The following is a 14,353-nucleotide window of genomic DNA, read 5'->3' as shown; positions in this document are numbered from 1 at the left end:
ACGAGATACGAGATACGAGATACGAGATACGAGATACGAGATACGAGATACGAGACATTTTTGAAAATTGGAGCAGATAAGACAAGCAAAAAGTGCCAAACATCATGGTGCAATTTCTATTATCTTTTCCTTGTTCTACAGACACAAAAAAGCCGAGCTAATGCTCGGCTTTTGTATTAAGAATCTAGTATAGATTACTCAGCAGCTTCTTCAGCAGCTGGGCGGTCTACAAGCTCAATGTAAGCCATTGGAGCTTTATCACCAGTACGGAAACCACATTTAAGAATGCGAGTGTAACCACCTTGGCGAGCCGCGAAACGCGGGCCTAGTTCATTAAATAGTTTTGCCACAACTTCGTTATCACGAGTGCGAGCAAATGCAAGACGACGGTTAGCAACACTGTCTGTCTTAGCTAGGGTAATCAATGGCTCAATTACGCGACGTAGTTCTTTTGCTTTAGGCACGGTAGTTTTAATAACTTCGTGACGAACAAGAGAGCTAGCCATGTTGCTGAACATCGCTTTGCGATGACTGCTGTTGCGGTTGAGTTGACGACCACTTTTACGATGGCGCATGACCTAATCCTTCTAACTTTTCGATTAATCTTCAGCGATTGACGCTGGTGGCCAGTTTTCTAGACGCATGCCTAGAGAAAGACCACGTGAAGCAAGCACATCTTTAATCTCTGTAAGAGATTTCTTACCAAGGTTTGGCGTTTTAAGTAGCTCAACCTCAGTGCGCTGTACAAGATCACCGATGTAGTGAATCGCTTCTGCTTTCAAACAGTTAGCAGAGCGAACTGTTAGTTCAAGATCGTCTACAGGACGTAGTAGGATAGGATCGAATTCTGGCTTCTCTTCCTTCTCCTCAGGTACACGTACATCACGAAGATCTACGAACGCATCCAATTGTTCAGCTAAAATAGTAGCTGCACGACGGATTGCTTCCTCAGGTTCTAGAGTACCGTTCGTTTCCATATCGATAACAAGCTTGTCTAAATCAGTACGTTGTTCTACGCGTGCCGCTTCTACAGCGTAAGCGATTTTATCAACCGGGCTGTAAGTAGCGTCAACTAGTAGACGACCGATAGGACGCTCATCTTCTTCAGTATGGATACGAGCTGAAGCTGGAACGTAACCACGACCACGTTCTACTTTGATACGCATAGCGATCTCAGCGTTGTCATCCGTTAGGTGACAAATTACGTGCTCAGGGTTAGCGATCTCTACATCACCATCGTGGGTGATGTCACCTGCAACAACAGGGCCTGAGCCTGATTTGTTCAGTGTAATAAACACTTCATCTTTGCCTTCAGCAACGCGTACAGCCAAACCTTTAAGGTTTAGAAGGATTTCCAGGATATCTTCCTGAACGCCTTCTTTAGTGCTGTATTCGTGTAGCACACCTTCAATTTCAACTTCTGTTACGGCACAACCCGGCATAGAAGATAGAAGAATGCGGCGAAGAGCATTACCTAGAGTGTGGCCGAAACCGCGCTCTAATGGCTCAAGAGTTACTTTCGCGTGTGTCGTATTGATCTGTTCAATGTCAACAAGACGCGGCTTAAGAAATTCTGTTACAGAACCCTGCATTGTGTCCTCTCTTTTTTTAACCTTACTTAGAGTAAAGTTCGACGATCAAGTGTTCATTGATGTCAGCTGATAGGTCAGAACGCTCAGGCATACGCTTGAATGTACCTTCCATTTTGCCAGCATCTACTTCAATCCAAGTTGGCTTTTCACGTTGTTCAGCAACTTCTAGAGCCGCTTTAATACGAGATTGCTGTTTAGCTTTCTCGCGGATAGAAACAACGTCGTTTGCCGCTACTTTGAAAGAAGGAACGTTTACAACTTTACCGTTAACTAGAATAGACTTGTGGCTAACTAGTTGACGAGATTCAGCACGAGTAGCGCCAAAGCCCATACGGTAAACTACGTTATCAAGACGACCTTCAAGAAGCTGAAGCAGGTTTGCACCTGTGTTGCCTTTAAGACGTGCAGCTTCTTTGTAGTAGTTGCGGAATTGTTTTTCTAGAACGCCGTAAATACGACGAACTTTTTGCTTCTCACGAAGCTGAACGCCATACTCAGATAGACGACCGCGACGAGCGCCGTGTACACCTGGTGCGTTATCAATTTTACACTTGGTATCGATCGCACGGACACCAGACTTAAGGAATAAGTCAGTACCTTCGCGACGGCTAAGCTTAAGCTTAGGACCCAAATATCTTGCCATGATCTTTCTCCAATATTCCTAGAAACGAAACTTAAACGCGACGTTTCTTAGGTGGACGACAACCGTTATGAGGGATTGGTGTCGCATCAACAATGTTAGTGATACGGAAACCAGCAGCGTTCAGTGCACGAACAGTAGATTCGCGACCTGGACCTGGACCCTTAACCATAACTTCCAAGTTCTTTAGGCCATATTCTTTAGCCATTTCACCACAACGCTCAGCTGCAACTTGTGCTGCGAACGGAGTAGATTTACGAGAACCACGGAAACCTGAACCACCTGCTGTAGCCCATGCAAGAGCGTTGCCTTGACGGTCAGTGATAGTTACGATTGTGTTGTTGAAAGAAGCATGAATGTGCGCTACGCCATCAGCTACTTGCTTGCGTACGCGCTTACGCGCGCGAGTTGGTTGTTTTGCCATTGTACTCTACCTTATCCGACTATTTCTTGATCGGCTTGCGCGGACCCTTACGGGTGCGAGCGTTGGTTTTAGTACGCTGTCCACGTAGTGGTAGACTGCGACGATGACGAAGACCGCGGTAACAGCCAAGGTCCATAAGACGCTTGATGTTCATCGATACTTCACGACGTAGATCACCTTCTACAGTGTACTTAGCTACACCATCACGCAGTTGATCGATCTGCTCTTCAGTTAGTTCACTGATCTTAGCATCTTCAGCAATACCCACTTCAGCTAGAATAGCTTGAGAGCGAGTTTTACCGATACCGTAGATTGCAGTAAGTGCAATTACAGAATGCTTATGATCAGGAATGTTAATGCCGGCTATACGGGCCATTATTCACTCCTAAGGGGTTCATAAAAGAATTATCCGCAGCAAAGCCCGTTATGGATACGCTGCGGCATACTACTTCTTTTGCACGCAAAAGGTAGGCCGAGGAATATACTCGACTCTACCTTGTATTTCAAGTAAAAATTTCTGCTAATTAGCCTTGGCGTTGCTTATGCTTTGGCTCACTGCAAATCACGCGAACGACACCGTTACGCTTGATAACTTTACAGTTACGGCAGATTTTTTTAACGGAAGCACGAACTTTCATTGCTAAACTCCGTAAATGGAATCGAAATTGTTACCACCGAATTAACGGCCGTAACCCTTCAGATTCGCTTTCTTTAACACAGAATCATACTGTTGTGACATCAGATGAGTCTGTACCTGTGCCATGAAATCCATGATAACTACCACTACGATTAGTAGTGATGTGCCGCCAAAGTAGAAACGAACGTTCCACGCGACCATCATGAACTCAGGAATCAGACATATAAAAGTAATGTATAGAGCGCCCGCAAGGGTTAGTCTAGTCATCACTTTATCGATATATTTCGCTGTCTGCTCACCTGGGCGGATACCGGGTACGAATGCACCAGACTTCTTCAAGTTATCAGCTGTTTCACGTGGGTTAAACACCAACGCTGTATAGAAGAAACAGAAGAAGATTATAGCTGCTGCATAAAGCATTACATACAAAGGTTGACCTGGGCTAAGAGCTAATGACACGTCAGTTAACCAACCGAACGCGCTGCTTTCACCATTTTGACCAAACCACTGCGCTAATGTTCCTGGGAACAAAATAATACTTGATGCGAAAATCGCTGGAATAACACCTGCCATATTAATCTTAAGAGGCAAGTGAGAGCTTTGTGCTGCAAAAACTTTACGACCTTGTTGACGTTTCGCATAGTTAACGACGATACGACGTTGACCACGTTCCATGAAAACTACGAAGTAAATAACAGCAAAAGACAATACAGCAATCAACAGCAGAAGAAGCACATGCAATTCACCTTGACGCGCTTGCTCGATTGTTTGACCGATTGCAGAAGGCAATCCAGCAACAATACCTGCAAAAATCAGAATGGAAATACCATTACCGATTCCTCGCTCAGTGATTTGTTCACCTAACCACATTAAGAACATGGTACCAGTTACTAAACTCACGGTAGCAATAAGCGTAAACATGGTTTGGTTGATAACAACCAGATTGTCGACCATGTTTGGTAAGCCTGTTGCGATACCAATAGCTTGGAATGTTGCAAGTACAAGCGTGCCGTAGCGTGTATATTGGCTTATCTTACGACGGCCTGCTTCACCCTCTTTCTTGAGTTCCGCTAACGCTGGATGAACTACAGTTAGCAATTGGACTACGATCGATGCCGAAATGTACGGCATGATACCCAATGCTAATATAGATGCACGCTCAAGAGCACCACCGGAGAACATGTTAAACATTTCTACGATGGTACCTTTTTGCTGATCGAACAAATCGGCAAGTACAGCTGCGTCAATACCAGGGATCGGCACAAAAGAGCCGGCTCGGAATACTAAAAGTGCACCAATTACGAATAATAAGCGCGACTTTAGTTCACTTAAGCCGCTCTGAGCACTACGAAAATCTTGTCCTGGTTTCTTAGCCATCTGTACCTCGTTCCTCGAGATTATTCCTCGATTTTACCGCCTGCAGCTTCGATTGCAGCTTTAGCGCCTTTAGTCACGCGTAGACCTTTAACAGTCACAGCTTTGCTTAGGTCACCAGAAAGAACGATCTTAACAAACTCGATGTTCTTAGTGATAACGTTAGCAGCTTTAAGGCTGTTAAGATCAACTACGTCACCTGTTACTTTCGCTAGCTCAGCTAGACGAACTTCAGCAGACACTAGGCTCTTACGAGAAGTGAAACCGAATTTAGGTAGACGTTGTTTTAGAGGCATTTGACCGCCTTCAAAACCTGGACGAACAGAGCCGCCAGAACGTGACTTTTGACCTTTGTGACCGCGGCCACCTGTTTTACCAAGGCCAGAACCGATACCACGACCTACACGCTTCTTAGAAGGTTTAGAGCCAGCAGCCGGTGATAGAGTATTCAAACGCATTCTGATTACTCCTCAATCTTAACCATGTAGTAAACCTTGTTGATCATACCGCGTACGCACGGTGTATCTTCAAGTTCTACTGTATGGTTGATGCGACGAAGACCTAGACCTTTAAGACACGCTTTGTGCTTAGGTAGGCGACCAATTGAGCTTTTAGTTTGAGTTACTTTAATAGTTGCCATCGTGTGCTTACTCCGAAATAGATTCAACAGTTAGACCACGTTTAGCAGCAACCATTTCTGGTGACTTAACGTCTACTAGAGCACCAATCGTTGCACGAACGATGTTGATCGGGTTCGTTGAACCGTATGCTTTAGAAAGTACGTTATGTACGCCCGCAACTTCAAGTACAGCACGCATTGCACCGCCGGCAATAACACCTGTACCTTCTGCAGCTGGCTGCATGTAAACTTTAGAGCCCGAATGACGACCTTTCACCGGGTGGTGAAGAGTGCCTTCGTTAAGCGATACTGTAACCATGTTACGGCGCGCTTTTTCCATTGCTTTTTGAATCGCAGCAGGTACTTCACGAGCTTTGCCGTAACCGAAACCTACGCGACCGTTACCGTCACCAACTACTGTTAGTGCAGTAAAGCTCATGATTCGACCACCTTTAACCGTCTTAGATACACGGTTAACTGCGATCAGCTTTTCTTGCAAATCATTAGCTTGTTGTTGTTCTTTAGCCATCTTCCAACCCTACCTTAGAATTTCAGACCAGCTTCGCGAGCAGATTCTGCTAGCGCCGCTACTCGACCGTGGTATTGGAAACCAGAACGATCAAATGCAACTGAAGCTACGCCTTTTTCAAGAGCGCGCTCAGCAACAGCTTTACCAACTGCTTTAGCTGCATCAACGTTACCAGTGTTCTTAACTTGCTCACGGATCGCTTTTTCTACAGTAGAAGCAGCTGCGATAACCTCAGAGCCGTTTGCCGCGATAACTTGTGCGTAAACATGGCGAGGAGTACGGTGTACTACCAGGCGAGTTGCACCAAGTTCTGCAATCTTACGACGTGCACGTGTAGCACGACGGATGCGAGATGCTTTCTTATCCATAGTGATACCTTACTTCTTCTTAGCTTCTTTAGTACGCACATTTTCATCTGCGTAACGAACACCTTTGCCTTTGTAAGGCTCAGGAGCACGGTAAGAACGAATGTCAGCCGCAACTTGACCTACTACTTGCTTATCGCAACCAGTAATGATGATCTCAGTTTGGCTAGGGCACTCAGCTTTAATACCTTCAGGTAGAGCGTGCTCTACTGGGTGAGAAAAACCAAGAGTTAGAGCTACAGAGTTGCCTTTCATAGCAGCACGGTAACCAACACCCTTAAGAGTTAGCTTCTTAGTGAAGCCCTCAGTAACACCCACAACCATGTTATTAACTAGAGCGCGAGCTGTACCAGCTTGTGCCCATGCGTTAGTAACACCTTCTTTCGGACCGAAAGTTAGGTTGGTTTCTTCCTGTGCAATAACTACGGCGCTGTTAAGAACGCGAGTAAGCTCACCTTTGCTACCTTTTACAGTAACTTCTTGGCCGTTTAGTTTCACCTCTACGCCAGCTGGAATAGCGACAGGTGCTTTAGCAACACGAGACATAATCTACTCCTTAAGCTACGTAACAGATGATTTCACCGCCAAGACCTGCTTTACGAGCAGCACGGTCAGACATCAGACCCTTGGAAGTAGAAACAACTGCAATACCAAGACCACCCATCACTGTAGGTAAAGAGTCTTTATTTTTATAAACTCTTAGACCAGGACGTGATACACGCTTGATTTGCTCGATTACAGGTTTAGCTTGGAAGTACTTAAGAGTAACTTCTAGCTCAGGTTTTGCTTCGCTGTTAACAGCGAAGTCTACGATGTAACCTTCAGCTTTAAGTAATGCAGCAATTGCAACTTTAAGCTTTGAAGAAGGCATTTTTACAGCAACTTTGTTTGCTGCCTGACCGTTACGAACTCGGGTCAGCATATCCGAAATCGGATCTTGCATGCTCATAAGATTTACTCCAAATGATTAAGTGGCAATTACCAGCTAGCCTTACGAAGACCCGGAATCTCGCCTTTCATGCAAGCTTCACGAACCTTAATGCGGCTTAGACCGAATTTACGTAGGTAACCGTGTGGACGACCAGTTTGGTTGCAACGGTTGCGCTGACGTGATGCACTTGAATCACGTGGAAGAGATTGCAGTTTAAGAACCGCATTCCAACGATCTTCTTCAGATGCGTTTACATCGCTAATGATAACTTTTAGCGCAGAACGCTTTTCAGCGAACTTAGCTACTAGTTTTGCACGTTTAGCTTCACGTGCTTTCATTGATTGTTTAGCCATAACAGTAACCCTACCCTTACTTACGGAATGGGAAGTTAAAGGCAGCCAGCAGAGCTCGGCCTTCCTCATCGGAACCCGCAGAAGTCGTGATAGTGATATCAAGACCGCGGACACGATCGACTTTATCGTAGTCGATTTCCGGAAAGATGATTTGCTCGCGAACGCCCATGCTGTAGTTACCGCGACCGTCAAAAGACTTAGCGCTAACACCACGGAAATCACGTACACGTGGAAGTGCGATAGAGATTAAACGCTCTAAAAATTCCCACATGCGCTCACCACGCAAGGTTACTTTACAACCAATTGGGTAGCCTTCACGAATTTTGAAACCAGCTACAGATTTACGCGCTTTAGTGATAAGTGGCTTTTGACCAGAGATCGTTGCCATATCAGCTGCTGCGTTTTCTAGCAGTTTCTTATCGTTGATTGCTTCACCAACGCCCATATTTAGGGTGATTTTCTCAATCCTAGGGACTTGCATGACGCTTGTGTAGCTGAACTCTTTGGTAAGCTCAGCGACTACAGACGACTTGTAGTAATCATGCAGTTTCGCCATAGTAGAACTCCAAATTACTTCTAATTAGTTAGAAACAGTTTCGCCGTTAGATTTGAAGAAACGAACTTTCTTGCCATCTTCGATACGGAAACCGATACGGTCTGCTTTACCAGTAGCCGCGTTAAAAACAGCAACGTTAGAAGCATCAATAGCTGCTTCTTGTTCAACGATGCCACCTTGTTGACCTAGAGCCGGAACCGGCTTTTGGTGTTTCTTAACAAGGTTGATGCCTTCAACGATAACTTTACCAGTTGTCAGAACCTTAGTTACTTTACCTTTCTTGCCTTTATCTTTACCAGCAAGAATGATTACTTCGTCATTACGACGGATTTTAGCTGCCATATTGCCGCTCCTTACAGAACTTCAGGTGCTAGTGATACAATCTTCATGAATTTCGCGTTACGAAGTTCACGAGTCACAGGACCAAAGATACGTGTGCCGACTGGTTGCTCAGTAGTGTCATTTAACAATACACAAGCATTACTGTCGAAGCGAATGACAGAACCGTCTGGGCGACGAACGCCTTTACGGGTGCGCACTACTACCGCCTTCAGAACATCACCTTTCTTTACTTTACCGCGAGGAATCGCTTCCTTCACTGTAACCTTGATGACGTCACCGATATGTGCATAACGGCGGTGAGAGCCACCCAGAACCTTAATACACATTACCTTGCGCGCGCCAGAGTTATCTGCTGCGTCAAGTGTACTTTGCATCTGGATCATTGTTAGTGCTCCGCTAAATATTAAAACTAGACCCTCTCGGGTCGGGCTGCCTCTTTAAAAGGGACGCGAATTGTACCACCCTTTTTTTAAATTGGGTAGACAAAAAACAAGCGGCTCCAAAAAATAATTTGGAGCCGCTTATAAGTTATAGAATTACAAAGATTAAATCTTCGCTTTTTCTAGAACTTTAACCAATGTCCAAGACTTAGTCTTAGACAGAGGACGACACTCAGCGATTTCAACTTTGTCGCCTAGGCCACAAGTGTTGTCTTCGTCGTGTGCGTGTACTTTAGTCGTGCGTTTGATGAACTTACCGTAAATTGGGTGTTTTACAGTGCGTTCAATAGCAACAACGATAGACTTGTCCATCTTGTCGCTTACTACACGGCCTTGCTGGATGCGGTTAGTTTCGCTCATTATGCGCCTGCCTTTTCAGTCAAAACAGTTTTCACACGTGCGATGTCACGGCGTACAGCTTTTAGAGTATGAGTTTGCTGAAGTTGACCAGTTGCAGCTTGCATGCGCAAGTTGAACTGTTCACGTAGCAAATTCAATAGCTCAGCGTTAAGCTCTTCAACGTTCTTTTCGCGTAGATCTTGTGCTTTCATCACATCACCTGCTTAGTTACAAAAGTAGTTTTAACAGGCAGTTTACGTGCCGCTAGGCGGAACGCTTCACGTGCCAACTCTTCAGGTACGCCATTCATCTCGTACATAACTTTGCCTGGTTGGATTTGAGCAACCCAGTACGCAACTGAACCTTTACCTTTACCTTGACGAACTTCAAGAGGCTTTTCAGTAATTGGCTTGTCTGGGAATACACGAATCCAGATTTGACCTTGACGCTTAATGTGACGTGTCATAGCACGACGTGCCGCTTCGATTTGACGTGCAGTCAGACGACCACGGCCAACAGCTTTAAGACCGAATTCGCCGAAGCTTACTTCAGTACCTTTAGCTAGACCACGGTTACGACCAGTCATAACCTTGCGGAACTTAGTACGTTTTGGTTGTAGCATCGTTCGACTCCTTACTTACGGCCTTTACGCTGCTTCTTAGGCTTATCGCCTTTTGGCTCTACTGCGTTAGCAGCTGGCATACCGCCTAGAATCTCACCTTTGAAGATCCAAACTTTAATGCCGATCACACCGTATTGAGTGTGAGCCGAAGAAGTTGCGTAATCAATGTCTGCACGTAGAGTGTGTAGAGGCACACGGCCTTCACGGTACCACTCTGAACGTGCGATTTCAGCACCGCCAAGACGGCCGCCTACTTGTACTTTGATGCCTTTAGCGCCTAGACGCATAGCATTTTGTACCGCACGCTTCATTGCACGACGGAACATAACACGACGCTCTAGTTGAGACGCGATGCTATCAGCTACAAGCTGACCATCTAGCTCAGGCTTACGTACTTCAGCGATGTTAATTTGCGCTGGTACACCTGCGATTTTAGCTACAGCTGCGCGTAGCTTCTCTACGTCTTCACCTTTCTTACCGATAACAACGCCAGGGCGAGCAGTGTGAATAGTCACACGGATGCTCTTAGCTGGACGCTCGATAACGATACGAGATAATGATGCTTTTTGTAGTTCCTTTGTAAGGAACTGACGTACCTTGAAGTCGCCGTCTAGGTTGTCAGCGAATTCGTTGGTATTAGCAAACCATGTAGCATTCCAAGGCTTAACGATGCCAAGACGAATACCATTAGGATGTACTTTCTGACCCATTGCTTACTCTCCTAGTCTTTAGCGATCTGCTACAACAATAGTGATGTGGCTTGAACGCTTCAAGATACGATCCGCACGACCTTTAGCACGAGGCATAATACGCTTCATGATAGGGCCCTCATCTACGAAGATTTTAGCGACATTTAGATCGTCGATATCTGCACCTTCGTTATGTTCCGCGTTAGCGATAGCTGACTCAAGAACCTTCTTAACTAATACAGCAGCTTTTTTGTTGCTGAAAGTTAGAATTTCTAGAGCTTGGTCTACCGACTTACCGCGAATTTGGTCTGCAACTAAGCGAGCTTTCTGTGGAGAAATACGAGCAAAGTTATGTTTAGCTAAAGCTTCCATCATCTACTCCTTATTTCTTCTTAGCTTTCTTATCTGCAGCATGACCGCGATAAGTACGAGTTGGTGCAAATTCGCCCAGTTTGTGACCGATCATTTCTTCGGTAACGAAAACTGGAACGTGCTGACGACCATTATGGACAGCGATGGTCAAACCAATCATTGTTGGGATGATCATTGAGCGACGGGACCAAGTCTTAATAGGCTTTTTGTCTCCGCTTTCCACCGCTTTCTCTACCTTCTTCAGCAAGTGTAGGTCAATAAAAGGACCTTTCTTGAGAGAACGTGGCATGGCGATTCCTCTTTATAAATTATTTAGTGCGACGACGTACGATGTACTTGTCAGTGCGCTTGTTCTTACGAGTCTTGAAGCCCTTAGTAGGAACGCCCCAAGGAGAAACTGGGTGACGACCACCAGATGTGCGGCCTTCACCACCACCATGTGGGTGATCCACCGGGTTCATTACTACACCACGTACGGTTGGACGTACGCCGCGCCAGCGTGAAGCACCAGCTTTACCAAGTTCACGTAGCATATGCTCAGAGTTACCAACTTCACCGATCGTTGCACGACCTTCAGAAAGAACTTTGCGCATCTCACCAGAACGTAGACGGATAGTTACGTATGCACCATCGCGAGCGATGATTTGAGCATAAGCACCAGCCGAACGAGCTAGTTGAGCACCTTTACCAGGCTTAAGTTCAACACAGTGTACAGTAGAACCTACTGGGATGTTGCGCATCGGCAGAGTGTTACCTGCTTTGATTGCAGCATCTACGCCAGATTGAATCTGGTCGCCTGCGTTAACACCTTTAGGTGCAATGATGTAACGACGCTCACCGTCTGCGTACAGAACTAGAGCGATGTTAGCACTACGGTTTGGATCGTATTCTAGACGCTCAACTTTCGCTGGGATGCCATCTTTAGTACGTTTGAAGTCAATTACACGGTAATGGTGCTTATGACCACCACCGATGTGACGTACTGTAATACGACCGTTGTTGTTACGACCACCGTTCTTAGAGTTTTTCTCTAGAAGTGGTGCGTATGGCTTACCCTTGTGTAGGTCAGCGTTAACAACTTTAACGACGTGACGACGACCAGGGGAAGTCGGCTTACATTTAACAATAGCCATTTTTACTACTCCTGTTATTCCGCGCCGCCAACGAAGTCAAGATCTTGACCTTCTTTCAAAGTAACGTAGGCTTTCTTAACGTCTGAACGACGGCCTTCACGCATACCTTGACGTTTGGTCTTACCCTTTAATACAAGAGTATTTACAGACTTAACTTCAACTTCAAATAGCTTTTCTACAGCTGCTTTGATCTCTTTCTTAGTTGCATCTTTAGCTACTTTGAAAACGATAGTGTTCGCTTTCTCAGCTGCCATAGTTGCTTTTTCAGAGATGTGCGGAGCACGTAGAACTTTTAAGATACGCTCTTCAGTGATCATGCTAGCATCTCCTCAACTTGCTTAACTGCGTCAGCAGTCATTAGAACCTTGTCGAAAGCGATTAGTGATACTGGATCAACACCAGCAACATCACGTGCATCTACTTTGTATAGGTTACGAGCAGCTAAGAATAGATTTTCATCTACTTCGCCAGTCACAATCAGAACGTCGCTTAGCTCAAGCTCTTTAAGCTTAGCTACAAGTTCTTTTGTTTTTGGTGCTTCTACAGAGAAGTTATCAACAACGATTAAACGCTCTTGACGAACTAGCTCAGAAAGAATGCTCTTCATAGCACCGCGGTACATTTTTTTGTTTACTTTTTGGCTGTGATCTTGTGGTTTCGCAGCAAAAGTAACACCACCTGTACGCCAGATTGGGCTACGAATTGTACCAGCACGTGCGCGGCCAGTACCTTTTTGACGCCATGGCTTAGCGCCACCGCCAGATACTTCAGAACGAGTCTTTTGAGCACGAGTACCTTGACGAGCACCTGCTGCATATGCAACAACTACTTGGTGTACAAGAGCTTCGTTGAAGTCACGTCCGAAAGTAGTCTCGGAAACAGTTAGTGCATCAGCACCTTTAACCATCAATTCCATTACTTACTCCTAGACGTTATGCTTTAACAGCAGGTTTTACGATCACGTTTCCGCCTGTTGAGCCCGGTACTGCACCTTTAATAAGGAGTAGATTGCGCTCAGCGTCAACACGTACGATCTCTAGGTTTTGAGTCGTTACACGCTCAGCACCCATGTGACCTGCCATTTTCTTGCCTTTAAACACGCGGCCTGGAGTTTGACATTGGCCAATTGAACCCGGTGCGCGGTGAGACAAAGAGTTACCGTGAGTCATATCTTGAGTAGAGAAGTTCCAACGCTTGATAGCGCCTTGGAAGCCTTTACCTTTAGATGTACCAGTAACGTCTACTTTTTTAATTTCGTTGAAAAGTTCTACGTTTAGCTCAGCGCCAACTTCAAACTCTTCGCCGTTTTCTAAACGGAATTCCCAAAGACCGCGACCTGCTTCTACACCCGCTTTCGCGAAGTGACCAGCTTCAGGTTTAGTTACACGGTTAGCTTTCTTAGCACCAGTAGTTACTTGGATTGCTGCGTAGCCGTCTGTCTCAAGAGTTTTAACTTGAGAAATACGGTTCGCTTCAACCTCAACAACAGTTACTGGGATAGAAACGCCTTCTTCAGTAAATACGCGGGTCATACCCACTTTACGTCCGACTAGACCAATCATTATTCTTATCTCCCTTAACCTAGGCTGATTTGAACATCAACGCCAGCTGCAAGATCAAGACGCATTAGAGCATCAACAGTTTTATCTGTTGGCTCAACGATGTCGATCAAACGCTTGTGAGTACGGATTTCGTACTGATCACGTGCATCTTTGTTGACGTGTGGAGAGGTAAGAACAGTGAAACGCTCTTTACGAGTAGGAAGTGGAATAGGACCACGAACCTGTGCGCCAGTACGTTTTGCTGTTTCAACGATTTCCGCAGTTGAAGCATCGATTAGCTTGTAATCAAACGCTTTAAGGCGGATACGAATACGTTGGTTCTGCATGAGACAGAGCTCCAATTATTAAAAATTACACAAACAATATCGCCACTCAAACCCGATAAAACGAGAGAATGCCGATTGATTTATGTGAAACCGTAGCACCCAAAATTAGGACGCATTGTCAGTTAACTTTTGAAGTAAACAAGAAGTTTACTATTTTTATTAACCGCGAACATAAGCTGAGTATACATTACTAGGTAAGACCTACTCCTCAGTGCTCATTGGTTCACAACCAGCGTTAGCCAGTGCGATGCATTATACAGATCACACTTTAGTATGCAAGTAGTGTTGGAAAAATAATCGCAATTTATTGGAAGTTGGTTTTGTATCGAGAGGGAAGAAGATAGATGGAAGGTAATATTTCTTTTGAGAAAACAAAAGGGAAGCCGAAGCTCCCCTTTTCAGATGCGTGCTCTTCTAATGAAGAGAGTGCAAAAATCTAAATGCTATTAAGCGAAGATTTTAGCTACAACACCAGCACCAACTGTACGGCCACCTTCGCGGATTGCGA

General features: G+C 45.2%; 28 protein-coding genes. All 28 read right to left on the bottom strand.

Annotated elements, in window-relative coordinates; all coding sequences use genetic code 11:
• Positions 1-194 precede the first annotated feature (194 nt).
• Entirely contained in the window at positions 195-575 is a 381-nt protein-coding gene (gene rplQ / locus AB6D06_RS21845) for a 50S ribosomal protein L17 (RefSeq protein ID WP_004729812.1), read from the bottom strand.
• Between the two features lie 24 nt (positions 576-599).
• Entirely contained in the window at positions 600-1,592 is a 993-nt protein-coding gene (locus AB6D06_RS21840) for a DNA-directed RNA polymerase subunit alpha (protein WP_004729813.1), read from the bottom strand.
• Between the two features lie 22 nt (positions 1,593-1,614).
• Positions 1,615-2,235, bottom strand: coding sequence for a 30S ribosomal protein S4 (gene rpsD / locus AB6D06_RS21835; RefSeq protein WP_004738777.1), 621 nt, complete (start codon positions 2,233-2,235; stop codon positions 1,615-1,617).
• Positions 2,236-2,266: 31 nt separating this feature from the next.
• The gene (gene rpsK, locus AB6D06_RS21830) at positions 2,267-2,656 is read right to left on the bottom strand and encodes a 30S ribosomal protein S11 (RefSeq protein WP_004738778.1); all 390 of its coding nucleotides are present in this window, start codon (positions 2,654-2,656) and stop codon (positions 2,267-2,269) included.
• A 19-nt stretch (positions 2,657-2,675) separates the two neighbouring features.
• Complete coding sequence (gene rpsM / locus AB6D06_RS21825) at positions 2,676-3,032, bottom strand: 30S ribosomal protein S13 (protein WP_004738779.1); 357 nt, start codon at positions 3,030-3,032, stop codon at positions 2,676-2,678.
• Positions 3,033-3,180: 148 nt separating this feature from the next.
• On the bottom strand, positions 3,181-3,294 hold the full coding sequence (gene rpmJ, locus AB6D06_RS21820) for a 50S ribosomal protein L36 (protein WP_000868186.1): 114 nt from the start codon (positions 3,292-3,294) through the stop codon (positions 3,181-3,183).
• Between the two features lie 41 nt (positions 3,295-3,335).
• Positions 3,336-4,670 (bottom strand): preprotein translocase subunit SecY, encoded by a 1,335-nt coding sequence (secY, locus tag AB6D06_RS21815; RefSeq protein WP_004738781.1) that lies wholly within the window; start codon positions 4,668-4,670, stop codon positions 3,336-3,338.
• Positions 4,671-4,690: 20 nt separating this feature from the next.
• Complete coding sequence (gene rplO / locus AB6D06_RS21810; protein ID WP_004736758.1) at positions 4,691-5,125, bottom strand: 50S ribosomal protein L15; 435 nt, start codon at positions 5,123-5,125, stop codon at positions 4,691-4,693.
• A gap of 5 nt (positions 5,126-5,130) precedes the next feature.
• Entirely contained in the window at positions 5,131-5,307 is a 177-nt protein-coding gene (rpmD, locus tag AB6D06_RS21805) for a 50S ribosomal protein L30 (RefSeq protein ID WP_004736756.1), read from the bottom strand.
• A 7-nt stretch (positions 5,308-5,314) separates the two neighbouring features.
• Positions 5,315-5,815 carry a 30S ribosomal protein S5 gene (gene rpsE / locus AB6D06_RS21800; protein ID WP_017061307.1) on the bottom strand — a complete coding sequence of 167 codons (501 nt, stop codon included), beginning with the start codon at positions 5,813-5,815 and terminating at the stop codon, positions 5,315-5,317.
• 14 nt (positions 5,816-5,829) lie between these two features.
• Positions 5,830-6,183, bottom strand: coding sequence for a 50S ribosomal protein L18 (gene rplR, locus AB6D06_RS21795; protein ID WP_004738784.1), 354 nt, complete (start codon positions 6,181-6,183; stop codon positions 5,830-5,832).
• Between the two features lie 9 nt (positions 6,184-6,192).
• Positions 6,193-6,726, bottom strand: a complete 534-nt coding sequence (rplF, locus tag AB6D06_RS21790) for a 50S ribosomal protein L6 (RefSeq protein WP_017063712.1) — start codon at positions 6,724-6,726, stop codon at positions 6,193-6,195.
• 10 nt (positions 6,727-6,736) lie between these two features.
• Positions 6,737-7,129 (bottom strand): 30S ribosomal protein S8, encoded by a 393-nt coding sequence (rpsH, locus tag AB6D06_RS21785; protein ID WP_017061309.1) that lies wholly within the window; start codon positions 7,127-7,129, stop codon positions 6,737-6,739.
• 29 nt (positions 7,130-7,158) lie between these two features.
• Positions 7,159-7,464, bottom strand: coding sequence for a 30S ribosomal protein S14 (rpsN, locus tag AB6D06_RS21780; RefSeq protein WP_004738789.1), 306 nt, complete (start codon positions 7,462-7,464; stop codon positions 7,159-7,161).
• 16 nt (positions 7,465-7,480) lie between these two features.
• Positions 7,481-8,020, bottom strand: coding sequence for a 50S ribosomal protein L5 (rplE, locus tag AB6D06_RS21775; protein ID WP_004738790.1), 540 nt, complete (start codon positions 8,018-8,020; stop codon positions 7,481-7,483).
• Between the two features lie 24 nt (positions 8,021-8,044).
• Complete coding sequence (rplX, locus tag AB6D06_RS21770; RefSeq protein WP_004738792.1) at positions 8,045-8,362, bottom strand: 50S ribosomal protein L24; 318 nt, start codon at positions 8,360-8,362, stop codon at positions 8,045-8,047.
• 11 nt (positions 8,363-8,373) lie between these two features.
• Positions 8,374-8,745 carry a 50S ribosomal protein L14 gene (gene rplN / locus AB6D06_RS21765; RefSeq protein ID WP_004736740.1) on the bottom strand — a complete coding sequence of 124 codons (372 nt, stop codon included), beginning with the start codon at positions 8,743-8,745 and terminating at the stop codon, positions 8,374-8,376.
• Between the two features lie 162 nt (positions 8,746-8,907).
• On the bottom strand, positions 8,908-9,162 hold the full coding sequence (gene rpsQ, locus AB6D06_RS21760) for a 30S ribosomal protein S17 (protein ID WP_004736739.1): 255 nt from the start codon (positions 9,160-9,162) through the stop codon (positions 8,908-8,910).
• Positions 9,162-9,353: a 50S ribosomal protein L29 gene (gene rpmC, locus AB6D06_RS21755; protein WP_004736737.1), complete on the bottom strand. Its 192-nt coding sequence runs from the start codon at positions 9,351-9,353 to the stop codon at positions 9,162-9,164. The genes rpsQ and rpmC overlap by 1 nt, the downstream gene beginning before the upstream one ends.
• Positions 9,353-9,763 carry a 50S ribosomal protein L16 gene (gene rplP, locus AB6D06_RS21750; RefSeq protein WP_004736736.1) on the bottom strand — a complete coding sequence of 137 codons (411 nt, stop codon included), beginning with the start codon at positions 9,761-9,763 and terminating at the stop codon, positions 9,353-9,355. The genes rpmC and rplP overlap by 1 nt, the downstream gene beginning before the upstream one ends.
• Before the next feature lie 11 nt (positions 9,764-9,774).
• A complete protein-coding gene (gene rpsC, locus AB6D06_RS21745) occupies positions 9,775-10,473 on the bottom strand; it encodes a 30S ribosomal protein S3 (protein WP_004736734.1) in 699 nt (232 codons plus the stop codon).
• An 18-nt stretch (positions 10,474-10,491) separates the two neighbouring features.
• Positions 10,492-10,824 (bottom strand): 50S ribosomal protein L22, encoded by a 333-nt coding sequence (gene rplV / locus AB6D06_RS21740; RefSeq protein ID WP_004736732.1) that lies wholly within the window; start codon positions 10,822-10,824, stop codon positions 10,492-10,494.
• Positions 10,825-10,834: 10 nt separating this feature from the next.
• Positions 10,835-11,113 carry a 30S ribosomal protein S19 gene (gene rpsS / locus AB6D06_RS21735; protein WP_004736729.1) on the bottom strand — a complete coding sequence of 93 codons (279 nt, stop codon included), beginning with the start codon at positions 11,111-11,113 and terminating at the stop codon, positions 10,835-10,837.
• Positions 11,114-11,132: 19 nt separating this feature from the next.
• On the bottom strand, positions 11,133-11,957 hold the full coding sequence (gene rplB / locus AB6D06_RS21730) for a 50S ribosomal protein L2 (RefSeq protein WP_010435149.1): 825 nt from the start codon (positions 11,955-11,957) through the stop codon (positions 11,133-11,135).
• Between the two features lie 14 nt (positions 11,958-11,971).
• On the bottom strand, positions 11,972-12,274 hold the full coding sequence (gene rplW, locus AB6D06_RS21725) for a 50S ribosomal protein L23 (protein WP_004736765.1): 303 nt from the start codon (positions 12,272-12,274) through the stop codon (positions 11,972-11,974).
• A complete protein-coding gene (gene rplD, locus AB6D06_RS21720) occupies positions 12,271-12,873 on the bottom strand; it encodes a 50S ribosomal protein L4 (RefSeq protein WP_004738803.1) in 603 nt (200 codons plus the stop codon). Before rplD ends, rplW begins: the two co-directional genes overlap by 4 nt.
• 16 nt (positions 12,874-12,889) lie before the next feature.
• Positions 12,890-13,519, bottom strand: coding sequence for a 50S ribosomal protein L3 (rplC, locus tag AB6D06_RS21715; protein ID WP_004736763.1), 630 nt, complete (start codon positions 13,517-13,519; stop codon positions 12,890-12,892).
• 14 nt (positions 13,520-13,533) lie between these two features.
• On the bottom strand, positions 13,534-13,845 hold the full coding sequence (gene rpsJ, locus AB6D06_RS21710) for a 30S ribosomal protein S10 (RefSeq protein ID WP_004736761.1): 312 nt from the start codon (positions 13,843-13,845) through the stop codon (positions 13,534-13,536).
• Positions 13,846-14,353: the final 508 nt, after the last annotated feature.

Source organism: Vibrio sp. 10N.239.311.G01 (assembly GCF_041465805.1).
GTDB lineage: Bacteria > Pseudomonadota > Gammaproteobacteria > Enterobacterales > Vibrionaceae > Vibrio > Vibrio crassostreae_C.
Note: the sequence above shows the minus strand (reverse complement) of the source record. Positions and strands in the feature narration are given on the sequence as shown.

Coding starts and splice junctions, on each gene's coding strand:
- rplQ (WP_004729812.1), bottom strand. CDS start 575: ATGCGCCATCGTAAAAGTGGTCGTCAACTCAACCGCAACAGCAGTCAT.
- AB6D06_RS21840 (WP_004729813.1), bottom strand. CDS start 1,592: ATGCAGGGTTCTGTAACAGAATTTCTTAAGCCGCGTCTTGTTGACATT.
- rpsD (WP_004738777.1), bottom strand. CDS start 2,235: ATGGCAAGATATTTGGGTCCTAAGCTTAAGCTTAGCCGTCGCGAAGGT.
- rpsK (WP_004738778.1), bottom strand. CDS start 2,656: ATGGCAAAACAACCAACTCGCGCGCGTAAGCGCGTACGCAAGCAAGTA.
- rpsM (WP_004738779.1), bottom strand. CDS start 3,032: ATGGCCCGTATAGCCGGCATTAACATTCCTGATCATAAGCATTCTGTA.
- rpmJ (WP_000868186.1), bottom strand. CDS start 3,294: ATGAAAGTTCGTGCTTCCGTTAAAAAAATCTGCCGTAACTGTAAAGTT.
- secY (WP_004738781.1), bottom strand. CDS start 4,670: ATGGCTAAGAAACCAGGACAAGATTTTCGTAGTGCTCAGAGCGGCTTA.
- rplO (WP_004736758.1), bottom strand. CDS start 5,125: ATGCGTTTGAATACTCTATCACCGGCTGCTGGCTCTAAACCTTCTAAG.
- rpmD (WP_004736756.1), bottom strand. CDS start 5,307: ATGGCAACTATTAAAGTAACTCAAACTAAAAGCTCAATTGGTCGCCTA.
- rpsE (WP_017061307.1), bottom strand. CDS start 5,815: ATGGCTAAAGAACAACAACAAGCTAATGATTTGCAAGAAAAGCTGATC.
- rplR (WP_004738784.1), bottom strand. CDS start 6,183: ATGGATAAGAAAGCATCTCGCATCCGTCGTGCTACACGTGCACGTCGT.
- rplF (WP_017063712.1), bottom strand. CDS start 6,726: ATGTCTCGTGTTGCTAAAGCACCTGTCGCTATTCCAGCTGGCGTAGAG.
- rpsH (WP_017061309.1), bottom strand. CDS start 7,129: ATGAGCATGCAAGATCCGATTTCGGATATGCTGACCCGAGTTCGTAAC.
- rpsN (WP_004738789.1), bottom strand. CDS start 7,464: ATGGCTAAACAATCAATGAAAGCACGTGAAGCTAAACGTGCAAAACTA.
- rplE (WP_004738790.1), bottom strand. CDS start 8,020: ATGGCGAAACTGCATGATTACTACAAGTCGTCTGTAGTCGCTGAGCTT.
- rplX (WP_004738792.1), bottom strand. CDS start 8,362: ATGGCAGCTAAAATCCGTCGTAATGACGAAGTAATCATTCTTGCTGGT.
- rplN (WP_004736740.1), bottom strand. CDS start 8,745: ATGATCCAGATGCAAAGTACACTTGACGCAGCAGATAACTCTGGCGCG.
- rpsQ (WP_004736739.1), bottom strand. CDS start 9,162: ATGAGCGAAACTAACCGCATCCAGCAAGGCCGTGTAGTAAGCGACAAG.
- rpmC (WP_004736737.1), bottom strand. CDS start 9,353: ATGAAAGCACAAGATCTACGCGAAAAGAACGTTGAAGAGCTTAACGCT.
- rplP (WP_004736736.1), bottom strand. CDS start 9,763: ATGCTACAACCAAAACGTACTAAGTTCCGCAAGGTTATGACTGGTCGT.
- rpsC (WP_004736734.1), bottom strand. CDS start 10,473: ATGGGTCAGAAAGTACATCCTAATGGTATTCGTCTTGGCATCGTTAAG.
- rplV (WP_004736732.1), bottom strand. CDS start 10,824: ATGGAAGCTTTAGCTAAACATAACTTTGCTCGTATTTCTCCACAGAAA.
- rpsS (WP_004736729.1), bottom strand. CDS start 11,113: ATGCCACGTTCTCTCAAGAAAGGTCCTTTTATTGACCTACACTTGCTG.
- rplB (WP_010435149.1), bottom strand. CDS start 11,957: ATGGCTATTGTTAAATGTAAGCCGACTTCCCCTGGTCGTCGTCACGTC.
- rplW (WP_004736765.1), bottom strand. CDS start 12,274: ATGATCACTGAAGAGCGTATCTTAAAAGTTCTACGTGCTCCGCACATC.
- rplD (WP_004738803.1), bottom strand. CDS start 12,873: ATGGAATTGATGGTTAAAGGTGCTGATGCACTAACTGTTTCCGAGACT.
- rplC (WP_004736763.1), bottom strand. CDS start 13,519: ATGATTGGTCTAGTCGGACGTAAAGTGGGTATGACCCGCGTATTTACT.
- rpsJ (WP_004736761.1), bottom strand. CDS start 13,845: ATGCAGAACCAACGTATTCGTATCCGCCTTAAAGCGTTTGATTACAAG.